We start from the raw sequence: 20428 nt of genomic DNA on the forward strand, positions 1-20428 counted from the left end.
GCCTCACTCCGCCTTGAGGAATCCGTTCGCCTGAGCGAGTTCCTCACTGGCGAACCACACTTCGGGAACCGTGTGGTCGTAGAGAGCCGAATCGGGAGTGTAGTACAGCCCCGAATGCGTATTCGCCTTGATCACATAGCCTTCCGGTGCCTGATACGGATCCGACAGCGGAAGGTGGATCGCCGGCCGCGACGACGCGCCCCCGGCCGGGACATCGGACTGAAGAACCTCCGCCGGCTCGGTGATCGACTGGGCGTCGTCGTCAAGGTCGTCGACCTCGGCGTCGACGATCTCGGTTTCCGCGAACCCCTCTTCCGGTTCCGGCTCGGGTTCGGGATCCGGCTCGGCCGCGCGGCGACGCCCACCCGGCCTACCCGACTCGCCCAGGTTGAGGCGCCAGATCGACTGCGACTCGCCGAGATTCACCGCGGCATGGCGTCCGGAGTCGGCGGCGCTGTCGTCGTCCTCGATCTCTTCGATCTCGGCGTACTCGTGCTCGACGGCCACCTCGGGTTCGGCATCGTCATCGCCGAGATCCGCGGGCTCCTCGGGAATCCGCGTCGGCGTGGTGTCGATGGAGTCCTGATCGCCGTCGAACACATCCTCGGGCCCGGGCTGCGACTTGTGCTCGTCGTCCGGTTGCGCCCAGCCGAACCCGGGAGCCTGGGCGATCTGCCCGCGACCGCCGTCGGGGTAGGTCGAAAAGCGGTCCGCAGCCGTCGGTCCCGACGAGACGGGGTGCTCGCTGGGCCAGTGGTCGTCATCGTCGTCGTACTCGGTGTCATGGAAGTCGTCGTCGACCTCGATGTCGTTGCCACGGCGCCGCTGCAGCCAGAGCAGCCCCAGCGCGATCACCGCCACCAGCAGCAGCGCCGGAATGATGATCAGCAACCACCACCAGTGCCAGGTGAAGCCCTTGTCGGACTTCGGTGCCGGGCCCGCCTGCGGGCCGGTCCCGTTGGGCACCTGCAGCCCGGCCAGCTCCCCGGCCAGCTCCGGCGGTTTGGTGGTGAACTTGCTGCTGGCCTTGTTCCACGAGAGCTCGCCACCGGTGAACTTCTGAGTCACGGTGTCGCCATTGACACTCTGCTCCGCGGTCGGCGCACCGAGCTTGCCGCCGCCCCCGCCGAGCTTGGCCCATGCGGCGTTGATCGCGCCGCGCACCACGATGGCGCCGTTGTCCGGCGTCCAGAAGATCACCGGCTTGTCGGCGGCGCTGAACGAGCTGACGCGACTGTTCGGGGCTCCGCCGTCGGCCTCGGTTCCGGTCGGCAGGCCGAGATCGCCGGTCGGTCCGCCCTGGGCCTCGTACTTCGCGAGGATCGCGCCCGTCACCGCGTGCGCACCGGTCGCCGGCGAGTAGAAGATCTTGCCGCCGGCGTAATCCTGCACCGCACCGTCGGAGCCGACGGGACTCTGCGCGCCCTGGCGGGCTCCGAGCGGCCCCGAGAGTCCACCAGCGGCACGCCACGCCTCGTTGATCGCCGAGGTCGCGTCGCTCGGGACCTCGAGACCGGCCAGGGTGCCGGCCAGTTCGGGCGGAACCGTGGTGAAGGTCTTGGCGCTGTTGTCGTAGGAGATCTCGCCGCCGGTGAACTTCTGATTCACCATGGCGCCGTCGAAGGTCTCGTCGCCGGTCGGGACGCCCATCGTGCCGGCCGAGCCGCCGAGCTTGTCCCATGCCGCGTTGATCGCGCCGCGCACCACCCACGCGCCGGTGTCGGGCGTCCAGAAGATCGCGGGCTTGTCGCTGGCGCTGAAGGTGCTGACCCGGCTGTCCGGACCTACCAGGCCGGCGACCTCGTCGATGGTGGGAAAGCCGAGATCGCTGTCGGCCGGACCACCCAGTGCCTGGTACTTGTCCAGGATTGGTCCGAAGAGCAGATGGGCGCCGGTCGCGGGGGTGAAGAAGATCTTGCCGCCGCTGAAGTTCTGGGCGAATCCGTCACCGACGGCGTAGACGTCGCCGTCCTTCGTGCCTACTGGGGAGGTGTCGCCACCTGCGGCCTGCCAAGCCTGGTCGATGGCATCACTTGCATCACTGTCGGGGGTTGCGATCGCCCCGGGTGCGAACAGCAGCGCCGCAGCAGCCGTCGCGACGACGGCGAGCGCCATCCTCCCGACGCCTCTACTGAGACGACTTCCAAGCCAGGTCATGCACTCTCCCCGCAGTTTCGGTCAAGATGCTTCCCCTCATCCTCCGCGTCAACCGTGCGTCAGCACTTCACGACACGCGGCGTTTACCGAGATAAGCCCCGCGGTCGAGGGGGTAAAACTCCGAGAAAAGTCGAGCACAAAGTCGGCATATTCGGGTAATCGCGTCCCGAATTGTGACTTTTGTCAGGATGAAATACCAGCTCAGGCCATAGGCCTGGGTTAGACACCCAGGCTGCGGCCGATGATTTCCTTCATGATTTCGGTCGTCCCCCCATAAATGGTCTGGACGCGGGCATCCAGGTAGGCCCGAGCCACCGGATATTCGCGCATATAGCCATATCCGCCATGCAACTGCAGGCAGCGGTCCACCAGATGGACCTGCTTCTCGGTGGAATACCACTTCGCCATCGAGGCCTGCTCGGCCGAGAGGTTCCGGTCGAGGTGCAGCCTGATGAACTCGTCGACCATGATGCGCACGGCGGTCGCTTCGGTGGCCAACTCGGCCAGCAGGAAGCGGCTGTTCTGCTGGCTGCCGATCGGCTTACCGAAAGCCTTGCGCTCCTTGGTGTACTGCAGCGTGTCCTCGAGGACGCTCTCCATGGCGGCAGCTGCCATCACCGCGATGTTGAGGCGCTCCTGCGGCAGGTTCTGCATCAGATAGATGAAGCCCTGACCCTCCTCGCCGAGGAGGTTCTCCGCAGGAACCCGGACGTCGGTGAAGGACAGTTCGGCGGTGTCCTGGGCGTCCAGGCCGATCTTGTCCAGATGACGGCCGCGCTCGAAGCCCTCCATGCCGCGCTCGACGACCAGCAGCGAGAAGCCCAGCGCCCCCTTCTCGGGGTCGGTCTGGGCGACCACGATCACCAGGTCGGCGTGGATGCCGTTGGTGATGAACGTCTTCGAGCCGTTGAGGACGTAATGGTCGTCCTGCTTGACCGCCCGGGTCTTGATGCCCTGCAGGTCGCTCCCGGTGCCGGGCTCGGTCATCGCGATCGCGGTGATGTACTCGCCGCTGCAGAACTTGGGCAGCCAGCGTTGCTTCTGCTCTTCGGTGGTCAGGTCCAGCAGATACGGCGCGACGACGTCGTTGTGCAGGCCGAATCCCAGGCCGCTGTATCGCCCCGCCGCGGTCTCCTCGGTCAGGATGACGTTGTAGCGGAAGTCCGCGTTGCCGCCGCCGCCGAACTCCTCCGGCACGGCCATCCCGAGAAAGCCCTGCTTGCCGGCCTCGAGCCAGACCCCGCGGTCGACGATCTTGTCCTTTGCCCACTGCTCGTGGAACGGCGCCACATGCCGATCGAGGAACGCCCGGTAGGCCTCGCGGAACAGGTCGTGCTCGGGCTCGAACAGGGTCCGCTCGTACTTGACGGTGGCGTTCTTGTCGACAGCCATTGACTTCCTTCCGGATGGCATTCTGGGTTTGCGAACGAGGATAACCAACCGGATGGTTGGTCGCCAAAGCGGGACCCGCCGGTCGGCGTGAGCCAGATGTTCGCGCGAAGTTCGGGAGCCGGCCTCCGCGCGGCGCTACCGTTGGCAAAGCAGCAGGTCGAGGGGGCTCAACATGCTGACATGGCTTCGTGTCATCGCGGCGGCGGTCGGACTGGGAGCAGCGCTGTTCATCTGGCCCGCGGCGGCGACGGCGGCACCCAGCTCCTCGGATTCGGTGGCGGGCCATCGCGCCCATCCGCGGTCCGCCTCCGCATCGGCACCCCAGCGCATGCGCACATCGGCGATGGCGTCCTCGGCGAGGAAGAACCGCCGCCCGGTCGTCGCGGCGCCGCCACAGGCACAGAGCCCCGCCCCGCAGCCGCAAGCTGGCGAACCCGAGCGGCGCACGCTGGTGCTGACGGCCTTCCCCGCCGAAGCCGACGCCGTCCTGGCGCGGACCACGCTGGATCCCGAACCGTCGGTGGTGGTCGACGGCCGGCACTTCTACCTCGGCGAGCTGGGTGGCAAGAAGGTCATCGTGGCGATGACCGGCATCGGCATGGTCAACGCCACCGACACCACCCGCGCCGCCTTGGACCACTTTGCCGGTGACACCGGGATCGCCATCGGCGCAGTCGTTTTCGTCGGCGTCGCCGGCGGATCGGGCCGAAGCAGCATCGGCGCGGTGACAGTGCCAGCGCGCTGGACCTCCGATGGTGGCGAGAGCTGGAACCCGGTGGACTCCGGCATGCTCGCGGCGGCCAACAGCCTGACGGTCGACCTGCGGAGTTCCGACAGCATCGTCGATCCCGCATTCGGCTGCGGACTGCTGAATTCGGTTCTGCGGATCGATCTGCGGCGCGAACCGGGGGTGTTCGTCGGGGGCGACGGGACCAGCGGCGACTACAACAACGGCACCGCCTTTCCCAATATCCCGCTCGGCGGGTGGGTGTTCGGCCCCCAACCGTTGGCCGCACCTGATTTCTCGCCGCTGTTCACCGGCAACTTCTTCCAGGCGATCGGGCCGTTCCTCGCCAAGGGGCTGATCGGCAACATCACCGGATACCTGGGGACCACCATTCCGCCAGTGGATGCCGTCGACCAGGAAACCGCCGCGGCACAACAGGTCGCCGACAGCTTCGGGGTTCCCTTCCTCGGCATCCGCGGGGTTTCGGACGGCCCCGGCGACCCGCTACACCTGCCAGGCATCCCGTTCCTGCAGTTCTTCGTCTACGGCCAGATCGCCGCGGACAACGCCGCCACCGTGGCCGAGGCCTTCCTGCAGACCTGGCAGGCGGACACCGCCGCATAAGCTCTGGGCATGGCCGGTGCCCGCAGGAGCCTCACGCACTGGGGCGCCTTCAGCGCAACGGTCTCCGACGACGAGATCACCGCGGTCGCGCCGATGCCCGGCGACGACGACCCCTCTCCCCTGCTCGGCAACATCCCCGGCTCGCTGCGCCACCAGTCCCGCGTCGCCACACCCGCCGTCCGTCGCGGGTGGCTGCGCGACGGACCGGGGCCCAGCGCCACACGCGGCGCCGACGCGTTCGTCGCCGTGAGCTGGGACGAACTCGCCGATCTGCTCGCCGGGGAGCTGCGCCGGGTGGTCGACACCTACGGCAACGAGGCGATCTACGGCGGCTCCTACGGCTGGGCCAGCGCGGGCCGCTTCCACCACGCGCAGAGTCAAGTGCATCGCTTCCTGAAACTGCTTGGTGGATATACCTTTTCGCGGCACTCCTACAGTCTCGGGGCCACCGGCGTGATCATGCCGCGGGTGGTCGGCACGCACGACGACCTGTTCAAGCGATCCACCGAGTGGAACGTCATCGTCGAGCACACCGACCTGCTGGTGTGCTTCGGTGGGGTGAACCTGAAGAACACCGGGATCAACCACGGCGGCACCACCGGCCACCCCGCGCGCGACGCGCTACGGCGGTTCCGCGCCAAGGGCGGGCGCATCGTCTCGATCAGCCCGCTGCGCAGCGACGTCGACGGCGACTGCCAGTGGCTGCCCGCCATCCCCGGCACCGACGTGGCGATCATGCTCGCCCTGGCCCATGTGCTCGCCAGCGAGAACCTTGCCGACCGCGCCTTCCTCGACACCTACTGCACCGGCTACGAGAAGTTCGAGCGCTACCTGCTCGGCATCGACGACGGTCAGCCGAAATCTCCGCAATGGGCCGCGGACATCTGCGGTATCGACGCCGCGGTGCTCACCGACCTGGCGAGAACGATGGCCGCCAAGCGCACGATCGTCACCGTCAGCTGGTCGCTGCAGCCCCTGCGCCACGGCGAGCAGGCCCCATGGATGGGACTGACGCTGGCCGCCATGCTGGGCCAAATCGGCCTTCCCGGAGGCGGTTTCGGCCACGGCTACGGCTCGATGAACGAACCTGGGCTGCCCCCGGTGCGGGTTCGGCTGCCCTCACTGCCGCAAGGGTTCAACCCGGTGCAAACCTTCATCCCGGTCGCCGCAGTCAGCGACATGCTGCTGCATCCAGGCGAGACGTTCACCTACAACGGGCGCACGCTGACCTACCCCGACATCAAATGCGTGTACTGGGCCGGCGGCAATCCCTTTCACCATCACCAGAATCTGCCCCGGCTGCGCCGCGCGCTGGCCCGGGTCGACACCGTCGTGGTGCACGACCCGTACTGGACACCGATGGCCCGGCACGCCGATATCGTCGTCCCGTCCACCACGGCATTCGAACGCGACGACTACTCCGGGTCACGCAACGATCCGCTGCTGGTGGCGATGCCGGCGCTGGCGCGGCCCTATGCGCAATCCCGCGACGACTACACCACATTCGCCGCGCTGGCCGAACGGTTGGGCTTCGGCGACCACTTCACCGAAGGCCGTACCGCTCGGCAGTGGCTGGCGCACATGTATGAAAAGTGGTCGGCTGAAGTCGATTTCGCCGTGCCCGACTTCGACCAGTTCTGGGCCGACGGCGTTCTGACGTTGCCGGTCGAATCCGGCCTGACCCTGCTGGCGGACTTCCGGGCGGACCCGCACGCGCACCCGCTGGCCACGCCGAGCGGCCGGATCGAGATCTTCTCCTCCGATATCGACGGGTTCGGCTATCCGGACTGCCAGGGACATCCGCGGTGGTACGACCCGGTCGAGTGGCTGGGCGGCCAGCGCGCCGAGGCCTTCCCGCTGCACCTGCTGGCCAACCAGCCCGCCACCCGGTTGCACAGCCAGCTCGACACCGGCGCCGTCAGCCAGGACGCGAAAGTCCACGGCCGCGAACCACTGCGCATGCATCCCGCCGACGCCGCGCAGCGCGGCCTGACCGGCGGCGAGGTGGTCAGGGTGTTCAACGACCGCGGCGCGTGTCTGGCCGGGGTGGTCATCGACGACGCGTTGCGCCCGCGGGTGGTGCAGCTGTCGACCGGCGCCTGGTACGACCCGCTGGATCCGGCGGACCCGGACTCGATGTGCGTGCACGGCAACCCGAACGTCTTGACCGATGACGTCGGCACCTCGTCGCTGGCGCGTGGCTGCACCGGGGCGGCCGTGCTGGTCCAGGTGGAGAAGTTCGCCGGCCCGTTGCCGCCCGTGCGAGCGCACGAGCCCCCGGTAATCCGCTGACCACAGCGTTTTTCTCAGGTTCTTCTCACATTTCACTGCGGACATAAGTCCGCTGATGCGAAGATTTCACCCAACCTCGTTGCTCCCAAAGAAGGTTTGCTGATGTCTCAGATAGTCCGCACCGCCACCCGCTCGGTCATCGTGTCGCTGCTGGCGATGCTCACCGCGGTCGCTCTCGCGGTGGGCAGCACCATTTCCGCCGCCGTCAGCCTGGCCGCGGTGGCCCTGATCGTGCCCGGTACCGGCACCCCTAACCCGGCCGTGCCGCCGCTGGGCACGAACTACATGGAAAACGCGGTGAACTACTACATCCAGCCGCTGGATCCCGCTTGCGCGACGACGTGTACGCCCGAGCCGGTCCCCTACACCGCGCAGTTCTGGCCCTTCCCGTTCGCCGGCTGGGGCGGGCTCAACGGCGCGAAGTGGAACGTCTCGGTGGCCAGCGGGGTGGAGAGCCTGAACACCCAGATCGCCGCCACCGATCCCAATGACGACGTGGTCATCTTCGGCTACTCGCAGGGCGCGACGGTCTCCAACATCGTCAAGCGGCAGCTCGCCGACGCCAACGGCGGCGTCATCCCCGACCGGTACTCGTTCGTCTTCATCGGCGACCCCAACCGCCCGAACGGCGGCCTGTTCGAGCGCCTGGCCGCGCTCGGCACGGTGCCGATCCTGGACGCGACCTTCGGTCAGCCTGCCCCCACCGACACCACGGTGCTGCCCGCGGTGAACACCACCGATATCGCGTTCCAGTACGACGGCGTTGCCGACTTCCCGGCCAACCCGCTCAACGCACTGGCCGTCCTCAATGCGCTGGCCGGGTTCTGGTACATCCACGGCAACTACATCTCCCCGCGCGGCACCCAGCCGTCGACCGAGCTGCCCTACGGGTACACCATTCCCGAACTCGAGACGGCGATCGACTGCTCGCAGAGCCCGAAGAACTGCCAGACCTTCAACGACACGCTCTACATCACGATCCCGGCCAAGACCCTGCCGATCATGCAGCCACTGCTGGACATCGGCGCCGCGACCGGCACCACCGCGATCATCAAGCCCTTCGTGGACCTGATCTCACCGGTCACCCGAGTTCTGATCGAAACCGGTTACGACAGAAGCAATTACGGTCAGCCGATGCCGTTCAACATCTTCACCCCGATCAACCCGGTGAAGCTGACCGTCGACCTCGCCAAGGCCGTCGTCCAGGGCATCCACGACGCGCTCGGCGACGTGGGCGTCTCGGTGCCCGCGCCCGCCGTGCCCGCGCCCGCCGTGCCCGCGCCCGCCACCTCGTCGACATTGGCCGCGGCCAGCACCAGCCAGCCGGCCACCGAGGCCGCCCCGAAGCCGGTGCAGCGCAAGGCCGCTGCCTCGAGCCGTCCCAGCACGGCAGCCAAGGTCAGCAAGCCCAAGACCGGTGACGACGAGAAGAACACGGTCAGCAGCTCCGCACCCAAGGCGGCCAAGGCCGGCACCGGCAAGAGCGGAAGGCCTTCCGCCGCAAAGGATGCCGCCTAGCTGCTGTACTGGCGCAGGCCCGCGGCCAGCGCCGCGGGCACTCGCGCTTTGAGGCGGGTGCCCGCCTCGGTGTGCTCGACGGCGTCGACGTGCCCGTCGCTGTGCAGGCGTGCCACCAGGTCGCCCCGGTCGTACGGGATCGTCACGTCGACGGTGATCTCCCGCGGTTCGACGAGTTCGCCGAGGCGGGCGCGCAGGCGTGGCAGCCCTTCTCCGGTGTGCGCCGACACGAAGACCGCGCCAGGCAGCGCACGACGCAGCTGAGCCAGCATCAGATCGTTGGCGGCGTCGATCTTGTTGACCACCAACAACTCCGGCGCCGGCGGGGCGTGGTGATCGTTCTGCACCTCGCGGATGACGTGACGCACCGCTTCGATCTGGGCCATCGGGTTGCTGTCGGATCCGTCGACCACATGCACCAGCAGGTCGGCGTCGACCACCTCTTCCAGGGTGGAGCGGAACGCCTCGACAAGCTGGGTCGGCAGGTGCCGGACGAAGCCGACGGTGTCGGTGAGGACGAACGGGCGGCCGTCGTCGAATTCGCCACGGCGCGTGGTGGGTTCGAGCGTGGCGAACAGCGCGTTCTGCACCAGCACCCCGGCGCCGGTGAGCGCGTTGAGCAAGCTGGACTTGCCGGCGTTGGTGTAGCCGACGATCGCGACGGAGGCGACATCGCTGTGCAGCCGGCGGCTGCGTTGCGTGTCGCGGATCTGCTTCATGTCCTTGATCTCGCGGCGCAGCTTGGACATTCGCTCGCGGATACGGCGGCGGTCGGTCTCGATCTTGGTTTCACCGGGGCCGCGGGTACCCACCCCGCCCCCGGCGCCGCCGGCTCGGCCACCGGCCTGCCGCGACATCGACTCACCCCAGCCGCGCAGCCGCGGCAGCATGTATTCCATCTGCGCGTAGGCGACCTGCGCCTTGCCTTCCCGGCTGGTGGCGTGCTGGGCGAAGATGTCCAGAATCAGCGCGGTGCGGTCGATGACCTTGACCTTGACCACCTTCTCCAGCGCATTGAGCTGGGCGGGGCTGAGCTCACCGTCACAGATCACGGTGTCGGCGCCGGTGGCGATCACGATCTGCCGCAGCTCCTGAGCCTTGCCCGACCCGATGTAGGTGGACGGGTCCGGCTTGTCGCGGCGCTGGATCACTCCTTCGAGCACCTCGGAACCCGCGGTTTCGGCCAGTGCCGCCAGTTCGGCGAGGCTGGCCTCGGAGTCGGCGGCGGTGCCGTCGGTCCACACCCCCACGAGGACGACCCGCTCCAGCCGCAGCTGGCGGTACTCGACCTCGGAGATGTCGGTGAGTTCGGTGGATAGCCCGGCGACGCGCTTGAGGGCGGCGCGGTCCTCGAGCGCGAGTTCGCCGACGCTGGGGTCGGGAAAGTCAGATTTCGTCATAAGCCGTAGTCGATGGTGTCACGTCACGCTGGCGTCGTGCACTCCAATAATGTGCCGTCAGCGCTGGGCCGCCCACCACGCGTCGGCGACTTCACCATGCGCCACCAGGCACGACGGCCCGCGCAGGGAGCTGCTGGAATCGGTGATCCCGACGGTGACTTCGCCGCCCGGAATGCGTACCCGCAGCGTGCCCGTCGCCAGGTTGAGGTGCGCGAGCGCGGCCGCCGCGGCGGCCACCGTGCCGGTGCCGCAGGAGCGCGTCTCACCGACCCCGCGTTCGTGGACCCGCATGCTGACCGCGCCGTCACCGGCGATGGTCAGCACCTCGACGTTGACGCCGTCGGGGAACTGTTGGTGGTCGAATTGCACGGGTGCGGCGACGTCGAGCGCGGCCAGCGCCGCCTCGGACAGGCCGGGGTCGAGGCAGGCCAGGTGCGGGTTGCCGACGTCGACGCCGATGCCGGTGAAGTGCCGGCCGCCGACGGTGGCGGTGCCGGCTCCGAGCCGGTTGACCTTGCCCATGTCAACGGTGACTTCGGCGGCGAGCGCGTCGGCGTGGTGGACGATGACTGGCCGTGGCCCGGCCAGCGAGCCGACGACGAACTCGTCGCGCTTCTCCAGGCCGCTGGCCCGCAGATAGTGCGCGAACACCCGCACGCCGTTGCCGCACATCTGGGCGATCGAGCCGTCCGCGTTGCGGTAATCCATGTACCAGTCGTCGGCGTCGACGCCTTCGGGCAACCGGTCCAGCACGCCGGCGGCGACGACCGCGCCGGCGGTGGTGACCCGCAGAACACCGTCGGCGCCCAGGCCCTGACGCCGGTCGCACAGCGCGGTCACCGCGGACGGTGCCAGCTCCAGCTGTGCGTCGAGGTCGGGTAGCAGCACGAAGTCGTTCTCCGTGCCGTGCCCCTTGGTGAAGATCACCTGATCAGGATACGTGCCGCCACCGGGCGATCACGTCGTCGGCGAGGCTGCCGCCCGCACCGTCGAGCCATACGATGCGATGGTCGCGCCGAAACCACGACCGCTGCCTGCGCACGTAGCGGCGGGTGCCGATGAAGGTGAGCTCGCGCGCCTGCGCCAGCTGCTCGTCGGTGCCACCGGCGTCCAGCGCGGCGATCACCTGGGCATAGCCCAGCGCGCGGGCGGCGGTCACCCCGTCGCGAAGCCCGTTGCCCAGCAGCACCCGCACCTCCTCGACCAGGCCTGCGTCGAACATCGCATCGGTGCGCTGGGTCAGCCGTTCGTCGAGAATGCTTGTCGGCCAGTCCAATCCGATGATCAGCGTGTCCCAGCGGGGCGTGCCGATGCGGGGTGCCGACGCGGCGAACGGCTGGCCGGTCAGCTCGACGACCTCCAACGCGCGCACGATCCGGCGTCCGTCGGTGGCCAGGATCGCGGTCGCGGCGGCCGGGTCGCGGCGGCCCAGTTCGGCGTGCAACGCGGCCACCCCGATGTCGGCGAGCTGCTGTTCCCACCGGGCGCGCACCTGCGGGTCGGTGGCGGGGAACGCCCATTCGTCGAGCAGCGACTGGATGTAGAGCATCGAGCCGCCCACGATGACCGGCGGCACCCCGCGGGCCACGAGTGCTTCGATGTCGGCGGCGGCAGCCTCCTGATAGCGCGCGACGGTGGCGGTCTGAGCGACGTCGAGCACATCGAGCTGGTGGTGCGGGATGCCGCGGCGCTCGGCGACGGTCAGCTTGGCGGTGCCGATGTCCATGCCGCGGTACTGCTGCATGGCATCGGCGTTGACGATCTCGCCGCCGAGCCGTTCGGCCACCTCAAGAGCAAGTGCGGACTTACCAGTGCCGGTCGGCCCGATGACCGCGATGGGCCTCATGGGACCCAGACGCCCACGAAGTAGCCCACCCCGTACGGCGCGCCCCGCACCAGCTCTTTGGCCGCCCGCGGCCCGGAGCCGATCAGCCCGGCCAGCACCTGGTAACCGACCCGTCCGACGATCCCGTCGGGCAGCCGGGTCAGCGCCTCGGTGTCGCCGGTGGCCAGCGCGTCGTCCAACGCGGTCTGAACCGGCTCGGCATTCGGGTCGTATCCGCCCGGTGCGGGCGGCGTCAGCGTGTTGGCGCCATCAGCGACCACCAGCACACCGATCGGTTCGCCGGCGGCGTCGATCTCGGCGCGCAGGGCGCGGCCGGCTGCCACGGCAGAATCGGCGTCGTGGTCGGCGCGATACACCCGGACCTGCGCGCGGGCCGCCGGATTCGCCTGCCCGCGCAACCATCCGGTGAACAGCGCGCAGAGCGGCAACGCCGTCACGTCCGCCGGCGCGTCCGGGGACAGCGCGGCGGAGACGTCCACCCCGTAGCCGGCGAACGTTCCTCGGGTCTCGGGGTCGATGGTCCGGTCGTCCGGTCCGACGCCGACGGCGATCCAGCGCTGCGGCAGTTCGGCGGCCGCGGCCAGCGCCGCGGCACGGAATTCGGCGACTTCGGCGGCCGCCGCGCCGGCCAGCTCGGGCACCAGGACGGGCGCCGACGGAGTCAGGGCGATCGCGGACAGCACGCCACCACGGTAGTGGCCGTCAGCCGGGGACACTCTCGCTGGCGGGCTCGCCCGAGGAGGTGACCTCGCCGCGAGCCAGCGCCGCAGTGGCGAACACCATGGCCGCGACGGCGACGATCAGCACGAACCAGCCCGCCTCGCCGGGCCGCAAGGTCTCGCCGAGCACGAAGATGCCCAGCACCGAGCCGACGATCGGTTCGGCGACCGTCATCGTCGGCAGAGAGGCCGCCATCGACCCGGCGCGGAACGCCGACTGCTGCCACGCGGTGGCGCCCACCGCCACCGCGGCCCACGCGTAGAGCTCGGGGCTGACCAGGACGGCCTCGATTCCGTGGTCCAGGCGGCCGACGACGCCCTTGGTCAGGACGGCGAACAAGCCCCACAGCGAGCCGGACACCAGCGCCAGCAGCACCGCGGCGGCGGGCTTTCCGGACCACACCCGCGCGCCGATGATGCAGGCCGCCAGCGCGGGGCCCATGATCGCGATCACCCAGATCCACAGTTCGATGCCGGCGCGGGAGTGTCCTTCGGTGGGGTTGCCGACGGTGACGATCACCGCCACCGACGCGGCCAGCAGGACCGCCCACAGCCATTGCGAGCGGCTGATCCGCCGGTGCGCGAAGTAGGCGCTCATCGGCAGGGCGAACAGCAGCGAGGTCACCAGCAGCGCCTGGACCAGCAGCACCGAGCCGAATCCGAGCGCTGCCGCCTGAAATCCGAAGCCCGCGCCACCGGCGATACTGCCCACCCACCAGGTCTTGTCGCGCAACAGCCGGGTGAACAGCTCGACGGGACTCACCTGTTCGTCGGTGACATCGTGAGCAGAACGTTGCTGGATGACGTCGCCGATCGCGATGAAGAAGGCGGCGCACAACGCAAGCAGGACAGCGATATCCGCCTTTGCCATGGTCAGTCTCCTCCACCCTCGAACCCGCCAGCCTGCCCGCCGGTGACGGGCGTCCGCAACCTCAGACCACTCAACCCGGACGCATATGTGGCATCGACCTGGTTCAATACCAACGAGGACGGCCGCCCGCAATTCGAAGGGGGTCGTCGACCATGCAGTAGTGGCGCCGCGTCGCGCGGCAGATGCGCGGGCTTTCCGCGCGGAGGGTAGGTGAGGCGAGTGACCATCGACGAACCCAATGCCGGCGGACCCCCGCGGCCGGGACCCCGACCGGGACCGGCGCGGCCCGTGCCCAAGCCCCACCCTCCCACTGCCCCGCTGGCGGTGCCCCCGTCCAGTGACCCGCATCGTTTCGGCCGCGTCGACGACGACGGCACGGTGTGGCTGATCACCTCCGCCGGCGAGCGTTCCATCGGCTCGTGGCAGGCCGGCGACCCCGAGGCGGCCTACGCGCACTTCGGCCGGCGCTTCGAGGATCTCGCCACCGAGGTCACGCTGATGGAGACCCGGCTGGCCTCGGGTACCGGCGACGCCCGCAAGATCAAGGCTGCCGCGGCCTCGCTGGCCGAAACCCTGCCGACCGCAAGCGTTCTCGGCGATCTGGATGCGCTGGCCGAGCGGCTGGGCGCGATCCGGGACCACGCCGAGGAGACCGCCGCCGCCGATCGGGCGCGCCGCGACGAGCACCGCGCCGAGCAGACGGCCCGTAAGGAAGCGCTGGCCGCCGAGGCCGAGGAACTGGCCAACGCCTCGACACAGTGGAAGGCCGCAGGCGATCGGCTGCGCACCATCCTCGACGAGTGGCGCACGATCACCGGCCTGGACCGCAAGACCGACGACGCGCTGTGGAAGCGGTATTCGGCCGCCCGCGAGACGTTCAACCGCCGCCGCGGCTCGCATTTCGCCGACCTGGACCGCGAGCGCGCCGGCGCCAAGCAGGCCAAGGAAGCGCTCTGCGTGCGGGCCGAGGAGCTGTCGGGTTCCACCGACTGGTCGGCGACGGCGACGGCATTCCGCGATCTGCTGACCGAGTGGAAAGCGGCGGGCCGGGCGGCCAAGGACGTCGACGACTCGCTGTGGCACCGGTTCAAGGCGGCCCAGGACACGTTCTTCGCTGCGCGCAACGCGGTGAACGCCGAGCGCGACACCGAGTTCGCCGCCAACGCCACCGCCAAGGAGGCGTTGCTGGCCGAGGCCGAGAAGCTCGACACCTCCAACCTCGATGCCGCGCGCTCGGCGCTGCGGCACATCACCGACAAGTGGGACGCGATCGGCAAGGTGCCGCGCGAGCGGTCCGCCGATCTGGAGCGACGGTTGCGCGCGGTCGAGAAGAAGGTGCGCGACGCCGCCGACTCCGGCTGGACCGATCCGCAGGCCCAGGCTCGCGCCGAGCAGTTCCAGGCCCGGGTGGAGCAGTACGAGAAGCAAGCGGAGAAGGCCGAGGCCGCGGGCCGCACCAAGGACGCGGAGGCGGCCAGGGCCAGCGCCGAGCAGTGGCGGCAGTGGGCCGACGCCGCGGTCGAGTCGCTGGGTAAGAAGCGCTAGCTAGAGTCGTCGTCGCGGCGGTCGACGTCTTCGAGCAGGGTGCGCGACTGACTCTCCGCTGACGCGATCCGGCGTTGTTCTTCGGCGGCCAGCTGTACCGCGGTGCGTGTCCACACGACCCGCGCCCAGTGGAACGTCAGCACGATCACCGCGAGCCAGCCGAGCAGCAGCCCGATGCCCGGACCGGGATGTCCGTGCGTGGCGGTCTGCCGAGACCAGACGGCCAGCAGCCCGACCGCGCTGGACAGCGCCGAACCGGCCAGTGCGATCCAGGCCAGCACCCAGCGCCGGGTGGTCAGCGCCAGCATCGAGAACCCGACGCCGAACACCAGGACCAGCCAGGTGAAGATCCGCGACGGCAGGGCGATGCCCACCCCGATCGCCTTGTTGTCCCCGGCCAGAACGTCGATGCCGCGGGCGTCGCCGGTGTGCGGCAGGATCAGCGACACCAGCAGGACGAACACCAGGATGGCCACGACCATCGCCCGGGCGCCCGGCTGAATCTCGCCGGCGACCTTGCGTTCGGCCTTTTCAAGGTCCGAGCGGTAGGCCTCCCATCCGTCGTTTTTTGGCGACTTGCTCACCGCGAACATCCCGTCGTCTCTTCGATGATGGGCTTGCCGATCGGGGGCAGCCCTAACCCGACGGTACGGGGACGCAGCCCTGCGGCGTGGGCATCACCGGCCCGGGTGCGGCGGTGGCTGAGCAGTGGCGCGTCGGCGATCAGGTGGTGCGGGGCCGCGCCGGTCACCGTCGTGGTGACGATGTCGCCCGGGCGCAGCTCGATCCCACCCGGGGTGAAGTGCACCAGCCGGCCGTCGCGGGCGCGTCCGCTCATCCGGGCGGTGCTGGCGTCCTTGCGGCCCTCGCCGGTGGCGACCAGCAGCTCGACCTCGGCGCCGATCTGGGCGGTGTTCTCCTCGAACGAGATCCGCTCCTGCAGCTCGATCAGACGGTCATAGCGTTCCTGCACAACGGCTTTGGGCAGCTGTCCGTCGAGTTCGGCGGCCGGGGTGCCGGGCCGCTTGGAGTACTGGAAGGTGAACGCGGCGCTGAAGCGGGCTTGGCGCACCACGTCGAGGGTGGCGGCGAAGTCGTCCTCGGTCTCGCCGGGGAAGCCGACGATGATGTCGGTGGTGATCGCCGCGTGCGGCATGGCCGCGCGGACCCGATCGATAATGCCGAGGTACTTCTCGGCGCGATAGGAGCGGCGCATCGCCTTGAGCATGCGGTCGGACCCGGACTGCAGCGGCATGTGCAGGTTCGGGCAGACATTCGCGGTCTGCGCCATGGCTTCGATGACGTCGTCAGTGAATTCGGCCGGATGCGGCGAGGTGAACCGCACCCGCTCCAGCCCGTCGATACGGCCGCAGTCGCGCAGCAGCGCGGCGAACGCGCCGCGATCCCGCGGGGTGCCGGGGTCGGCGAACGAGACGCCGTAGGCGTTGACGTTCTGGCCGAGCAGGGTGATCTCCAGGACGCCCTGATCCACCAGTGAGCGCACCTCGGCCAGGATCTCGTCGGGGCGGCGGTCCACTTCCTTGCCGCGCAGCGACGGCACGATGCAGAACGTGCAGGTGTTGTTGCAGCCCACCGAGATGGAAACCCATGCGGCGTAAGCGGATTCGCGAGCCGCGGGCAGCGTCGACGGGAATTCCCGCAGCGACTCTTCGATCTCGACCTGAGCCTGCTGGTTGTGCCGCGCCCGGTCGAGCAGCGCCGGCAGCGAACCGATGTTGTGGGTACCGAAGACGACGTCGACCCACGGCGCCTTCTTGAGAAGTCCCTCGCGGTCCTTCTGCGCCAGGCAGCCGCCGACGGCGATCTGCATATTCGGGTCAGCCTGCTTGCGTGGCGCGAGGTGGCTGATGTTGCCGTACAGCTTGTTGTCAGCGTTCTCGCGCACCGCGCAGGTGTTGAACACCACCACGTCGGCGTCGGTGCCCTCGGGCGCCCGGTGGTATCCGGCGGCCTCGAGCAGCCCGGCCAGCCGCTCGGAATCGTGGACGTTCATCTGGCAGCCGTAGGTGCGGACCTGGTAGGTGCGCCCAGCGCCCGAACCAGGCAGTTCGCCCGCGGGGTGGTCGTTGGTCAGCACCGATGTCACACGCTCATCGTACGGAGGAGGTGGGGTGCCCGAGAAATCGCGGATTGGTCAACGCTCGGCAAACTGGGGGTTACCTGGGTAGGGTCTGAACGCATGGGGCGCAGCGGCGAAGAGCCGATGATCTCGATCAAGGGCGTCAACAAGCATTTCGGCGACCTGCACGTACTCAAGGACATCAACCTCGAGGTCGATCGCGGCCAAGTGGTGGTGGTGCTCGGGCCGTCGGGTTCGGGTAAATCGACGTTGTGCCGCACCATCAACCGGCTGGAGACCGTCGATTCCGGCACGATCACCATCGACGGTCAGCAATTGCCTTCGGAGGGACGCAAACTCGCGGAGTTGCGGGCCGATGTGGGCATGGTCTTCCAGTCGTTCAACCTGTTTGCGCACAAGACGATCCTGGAAAACGTTGCTCTGGCCCCGGTGAAGGTGCGCAAGGTGGGCAAGGACGAGGCGCGCAAGAATGCGCTGTCGTTGCTGGAACGGGTCGGGGTGGCCAATCAGGCGGACAAGTACCCCGCGCAGCTGTCCGGTGGTCAGCAGCAACGCGTCGCGATCGCCCGGTCCCTGGCGATGAACCCGAAGGTGATGCTGTTCGACGAGCCGACCAGCGCGCTGGACCCGGAGATGATCAACGAGGTGCTGGCGGTCATGAGCTCGCTGGCGTCCGACGGCATGACGATGGTGGTGGTCACCCACGAGATGGGCTTCGCCCGCCGGGCGGCCAACCGGGTGGTGTTCATGGCCGACGGCGCGATCGTCGAGGACGCCGTACCTACCGAGTTTTTCGACAACCCCCAATCCGACCGTGCCAAAGACTTTCTCGGCAAGATCCTCAACCACTAGGGCGAAAGGAAACACCCGATGGCTTCTCTTTCTTGGCGGCTCGTTGGCGCCGCCGTACTCGCAGTCGCACTGCCATTCGCGGCCACCGCGTGCGGCGGCGGTGACAGCGGCGACAAGCTGGTGATCGGCACGAAGTTCGACCAGCCCGGTCTGGGGTTGAAGAAGCCGGACGGCACGATGAGCGGCTTCGACGTGGACGTGGCCAAATACGTCGCCAAGGAGCTGGGCTACCCCGAGGACAAGATCGAGTGGAAAGAATCGCCCTCCGGTCAGCGGGAGAACCTGATCCAGAACGACCAGGTGAAGTACATCGTCGCGACGTACTCGATCACCGACGCCCGCAAGGAGAAGGTCAGCTTCGCCGGGCCGTACCTGGTCACCGGCCAGAGCCTGCTGGTGCGCGCCGACAACTCCGACATCACCGGCGCGGAGTCGCTGCAGAACGGCAAGAAGCTGTGTTCGGTCAGCGGGTCGACCCCGGCGCAGCGGATCAAGGACAAGTACCCGGGTGTCCAGCTGCAGCAGTACGACACCTATTCGGCGTGCGTGGAGGCGCTGAAGAACGGCGCGATCGATGCGGTGACCACAGATGAGGTGATCCTGGCCGGATACGCAGCGCAGACGCCCGGCACGTTCAAGATCGTCGGCCAGCCGTTCTCCGAGGAGCGCTACGGGATCGGGCTGAAGAAGGGTGACACCGCGCTGTGCACCAAGATCAGCGACGCGCTGAAGAAGATGGTGTCCGACGGCTCCTGGAAGGCCGCGTTCGACAAGAACCTCGGCCCGGCCGGGATCACCGCTCCGGCCCCGCCCGCACTCGACGCCTGCTGAGACCGCACCGACGTGGAGGTCTTCAGCGAGTATCGCGGCCAGATCTTCGAGGCGTTCTGGACCACGATTCAACTCACGGTGTTCTCCGCGATCGGAGCGCTGATCCTCGGCACGGTGCTGGCCGCGATGCGGCTGGCACCGGTGCCGATGCTCAACTGGCTGGGCACCGCCTACGTCAACGTGGTGCGTAACACTCCCCTGACGCTGATCATCCTGTTCTGCTCGTTCGGGTTGGCGCAGACGCTGGGGATCACGTTGGTGGATCCGAAGTCGATGACGTCGATCGAGGACAGCAACTTTCGGCTCGCGGTGCTCGGATTGACGGTCTACACAGCGTCATTCGTGTGCGAGACGGTGCGCTCCGGGGTGAACACGGTTCCGCTGGGCCAGGCCGAGGCCGCGCGTTCGTTGGGCTTCACGTTCGGCCAGAATCTGCGAATGATTCTGCTGCCGCAGGCTTTTCGCTCGGTGATCATTCCTCTTGGTTCGGTGCTGATCGCGCTGACGAAGAACACGACGATCGCCTCGGCGATCGGTGTGGCCGAGGCGGCGCTGCTGATGAAGGGCATGATCGAGAACACCGCGGCGCTGATCACGGTGGGCACCATCTTCGCCGTCGGCTTCGTGATCCTGACGTTGCCGATGGGTCTGCTGTTCGGCTGGCTGGGTAAACGACTGGCGGTCGTGCGATGAGTACCGCGTCAGTTCTCTTCGATGCACCGGGCCCACGGGCGCGGGTACGCAACCGCATCATCTCGGTGGTGACGATTGTCGTTGCCGCACTGGTGATCTGGGCGGTCATCGCGAAGCTGGCCAGCAAGGGCCAGCTGACTTCAGCCAAGTGGCACCCGTTCGTGACGGGCAACCTGTGGACGACCTACGTGCTGCCGGGTATCGAAGGCACGCTGACCGCCGCGGCCCTGTCGATCGTGCTGGCACTCATCCTGGGGTTTCTGCTGGGGGTGGGACGGCTCTCGCATGTGGCCTTCATCCGCTGGCCCTCGGCGGTGATCGTGGAGTTCTTCCGCGCTGTGCCAGTGCTGATCATGATGATCTTCGCGTACTTCGTGTACGCGCTGTACGACACGTTCCCGTCGAAGTATCTGGCGCTGGCCGGTGTGGTGACGGGTCTGACGCTCTACAACGGCGCGGTGATCGCCGAGATCGTGCGTGCCGGCGTCGGTTCGCTGCCGCGGGGACAGAGCGAGGCCGCGTCCGCGCTGGGGTTGCGCTGGGGACAGACGATGCGGTCAATCCTGTTGCCGCAGGCTATTACCTCGATGCTGCCGGTGCTGGTGAGCCAGCTCGTGGTGGTGTTGAAGGACACCGCGATCGGGTATCAGATCACGTTCGTCGAGATGGTCCGCCAGGGCACGGTCGTCGGGTCGTCGTACGGCAATTACGTTCCCGCGCTGATCGTGATCGCGGTGTTGATGATCAGCGTGAACTTCGCGTTGTCGGTAGCGGCGACGCGGCTGGAGAAACGGCTACGGCGGTCCAAACGGACGGCTGCGCCGATGCATGCGCAGGCGGCGTTGGAGCCCGGAGACTGA

17 protein-coding genes are annotated in these 20428 nt (G+C 68.3%); 8 read left to right on the top strand and 9 right to left on the bottom strand.

The window, feature by feature from the left end:
* Positions 1–3: 3 nt before the first annotated feature.
* Together EV580_RS03100 and EV580_RS03105 are read right to left on the bottom strand one after the other, a co-directional pair.
* Positions 4–2157, bottom strand: a complete 2154-nt coding sequence (locus EV580_RS03100; protein WP_133689668.1) for a sunset domain-containing protein — start codon at positions 2155–2157, stop codon at positions 4–6.
* Between the two features lie 219 nt (positions 2158–2376).
* Positions 2377–3549, bottom strand: a complete 1173-nt coding sequence (locus tag EV580_RS03105) for an acyl-CoA dehydrogenase family protein (RefSeq protein ID WP_133689669.1) — start codon at positions 3547–3549, stop codon at positions 2377–2379.
* A 172-nt stretch (positions 3550–3721) separates the two neighbouring features.
* Here EV580_RS03105 and EV580_RS03110 point away from each other — a divergent pair, with 172 nt between their 5' ends.
* From EV580_RS03110 to EV580_RS03120, 3 genes are all read left to right on the top strand, one after another.
* Positions 3722–4900 carry a 5'-methylthioadenosine/S-adenosylhomocysteine nucleosidase family protein gene (locus EV580_RS03110; protein WP_286171429.1) on the top strand — a complete coding sequence of 393 codons (1179 nt, stop codon included), beginning with the start codon at positions 3722–3724 and terminating at the stop codon, positions 4898–4900.
* 9 nt (positions 4901–4909) lie between these two features.
* On the top strand, positions 4910–7192 hold the full coding sequence (locus EV580_RS03115; protein WP_133689670.1) for a molybdopterin-dependent oxidoreductase: 2283 nt from the start codon (positions 4910–4912) through the stop codon (positions 7190–7192).
* A gap of 102 nt (positions 7193–7294) precedes the next feature.
* A complete protein-coding gene (locus tag EV580_RS03120) occupies positions 7295–8710 on the top strand; it encodes a PE-PPE domain-containing protein (protein WP_208114557.1) in 1416 nt (471 codons plus the stop codon).
* Here EV580_RS03120 and hflX read toward each other — a convergent pair.
* Genes hflX through EV580_RS03145 form a run of 5 tightly spaced genes read right to left on the bottom strand, consistent with a single transcriptional unit; the run spans position 8707 to position 13546 of the window.
* Positions 8707–10110, bottom strand: a complete 1404-nt coding sequence (gene hflX, locus EV580_RS03125) for a GTPase HflX (RefSeq protein WP_133689671.1) — start codon at positions 10108–10110, stop codon at positions 8707–8709. The two genes, EV580_RS03120 and hflX, sit on opposite strands and share 4 nt — an antisense overlap.
* A 57-nt stretch (positions 10111–10167) precedes the next feature.
* A complete protein-coding gene (dapF, locus tag EV580_RS03130; RefSeq protein ID WP_133689672.1) occupies positions 10168–11037 on the bottom strand; it encodes a diaminopimelate epimerase in 870 nt (289 codons plus the stop codon).
* A gap of 4 nt (positions 11038–11041) precedes the next feature.
* On the bottom strand, positions 11042–11956 hold the full coding sequence (miaA, locus tag EV580_RS03135; protein WP_133689673.1) for a tRNA (adenosine(37)-N6)-dimethylallyltransferase MiaA: 915 nt from the start codon (positions 11954–11956) through the stop codon (positions 11042–11044).
* Entirely contained in the window at positions 11953–12639 is a 687-nt protein-coding gene (locus tag EV580_RS03140) for a class III extradiol ring-cleavage dioxygenase family protein (RefSeq protein WP_133689674.1), read from the bottom strand. The genes miaA and EV580_RS03140 overlap by 4 nt, the downstream gene beginning before the upstream one ends.
* A 19-nt stretch (positions 12640–12658) precedes the next feature.
* Positions 12659–13546, bottom strand: coding sequence for a DMT family transporter (locus EV580_RS03145; RefSeq protein WP_133689675.1), 888 nt, complete (start codon positions 13544–13546; stop codon positions 12659–12661).
* Between the two features lie 219 nt (positions 13547–13765).
* Between EV580_RS03145 and EV580_RS03150 the strand changes: the two genes are divergently transcribed.
* The gene (locus tag EV580_RS03150; protein ID WP_133689676.1) at positions 13766–15091 is read left to right on the top strand and encodes a DUF349 domain-containing protein; all 1326 of its coding nucleotides are present in this window, start codon (positions 13766–13768) and stop codon (positions 15089–15091) included.
* Here EV580_RS03150 and EV580_RS03155 read toward each other — a convergent pair.
* Positions 15088–15684 carry an Rv2732c family membrane protein gene (locus tag EV580_RS03155; protein WP_133689677.1) on the bottom strand — a complete coding sequence of 199 codons (597 nt, stop codon included), beginning with the start codon at positions 15682–15684 and terminating at the stop codon, positions 15088–15090. The two genes, EV580_RS03150 and EV580_RS03155, sit on opposite strands and share 4 nt — an antisense overlap.
* A complete protein-coding gene (gene miaB / locus EV580_RS03160; protein WP_221218525.1) occupies positions 15672–17186 on the bottom strand; it encodes a tRNA (N6-isopentenyl adenosine(37)-C2)-methylthiotransferase MiaB in 1515 nt (504 codons plus the stop codon). Before miaB ends, EV580_RS03155 begins: the two co-directional genes overlap by 13 nt.
* Before the next feature lie 129 nt (positions 17187–17315).
* On the opposite strand from miaB, the gene EV580_RS03165 reads away from it, so the two are divergent.
* From EV580_RS03165 to EV580_RS03180, 4 genes are read left to right on the top strand one after another with little or no spacing between them, the layout of a single operon-like run.
* Positions 17316–18044: an amino acid ABC transporter ATP-binding protein gene (locus EV580_RS03165; protein WP_133691006.1), complete on the top strand. Its 729-nt coding sequence runs from the start codon at positions 17316–17318 to the stop codon at positions 18042–18044.
* Positions 18045–18062: 18 nt separating this feature from the next.
* Positions 18063–18875, top strand: coding sequence for a glutamate ABC transporter substrate-binding protein (locus EV580_RS03170; protein ID WP_133689678.1), 813 nt, complete (start codon positions 18063–18065; stop codon positions 18873–18875).
* Between the two features lie 12 nt (positions 18876–18887).
* The gene (locus EV580_RS03175) at positions 18888–19568 is read left to right on the top strand and encodes an amino acid ABC transporter permease (RefSeq protein ID WP_133689679.1); all 681 of its coding nucleotides are present in this window, start codon (positions 18888–18890) and stop codon (positions 19566–19568) included.
* On the top strand, positions 19565–20428 hold the full coding sequence (locus tag EV580_RS03180; RefSeq protein ID WP_133689680.1) for an amino acid ABC transporter permease: 864 nt from the start codon (positions 19565–19567) through the stop codon (positions 20426–20428). The genes EV580_RS03175 and EV580_RS03180 overlap by 4 nt, the downstream gene beginning before the upstream one ends.

It is taken from the genome of Mycobacterium sp. BK086 (assembly GCA_004362315.1).
In the GTDB taxonomy this organism is placed as follows: domain Bacteria; phylum Actinomycetota; class Actinomycetes; order Mycobacteriales; family Mycobacteriaceae; genus Mycobacterium.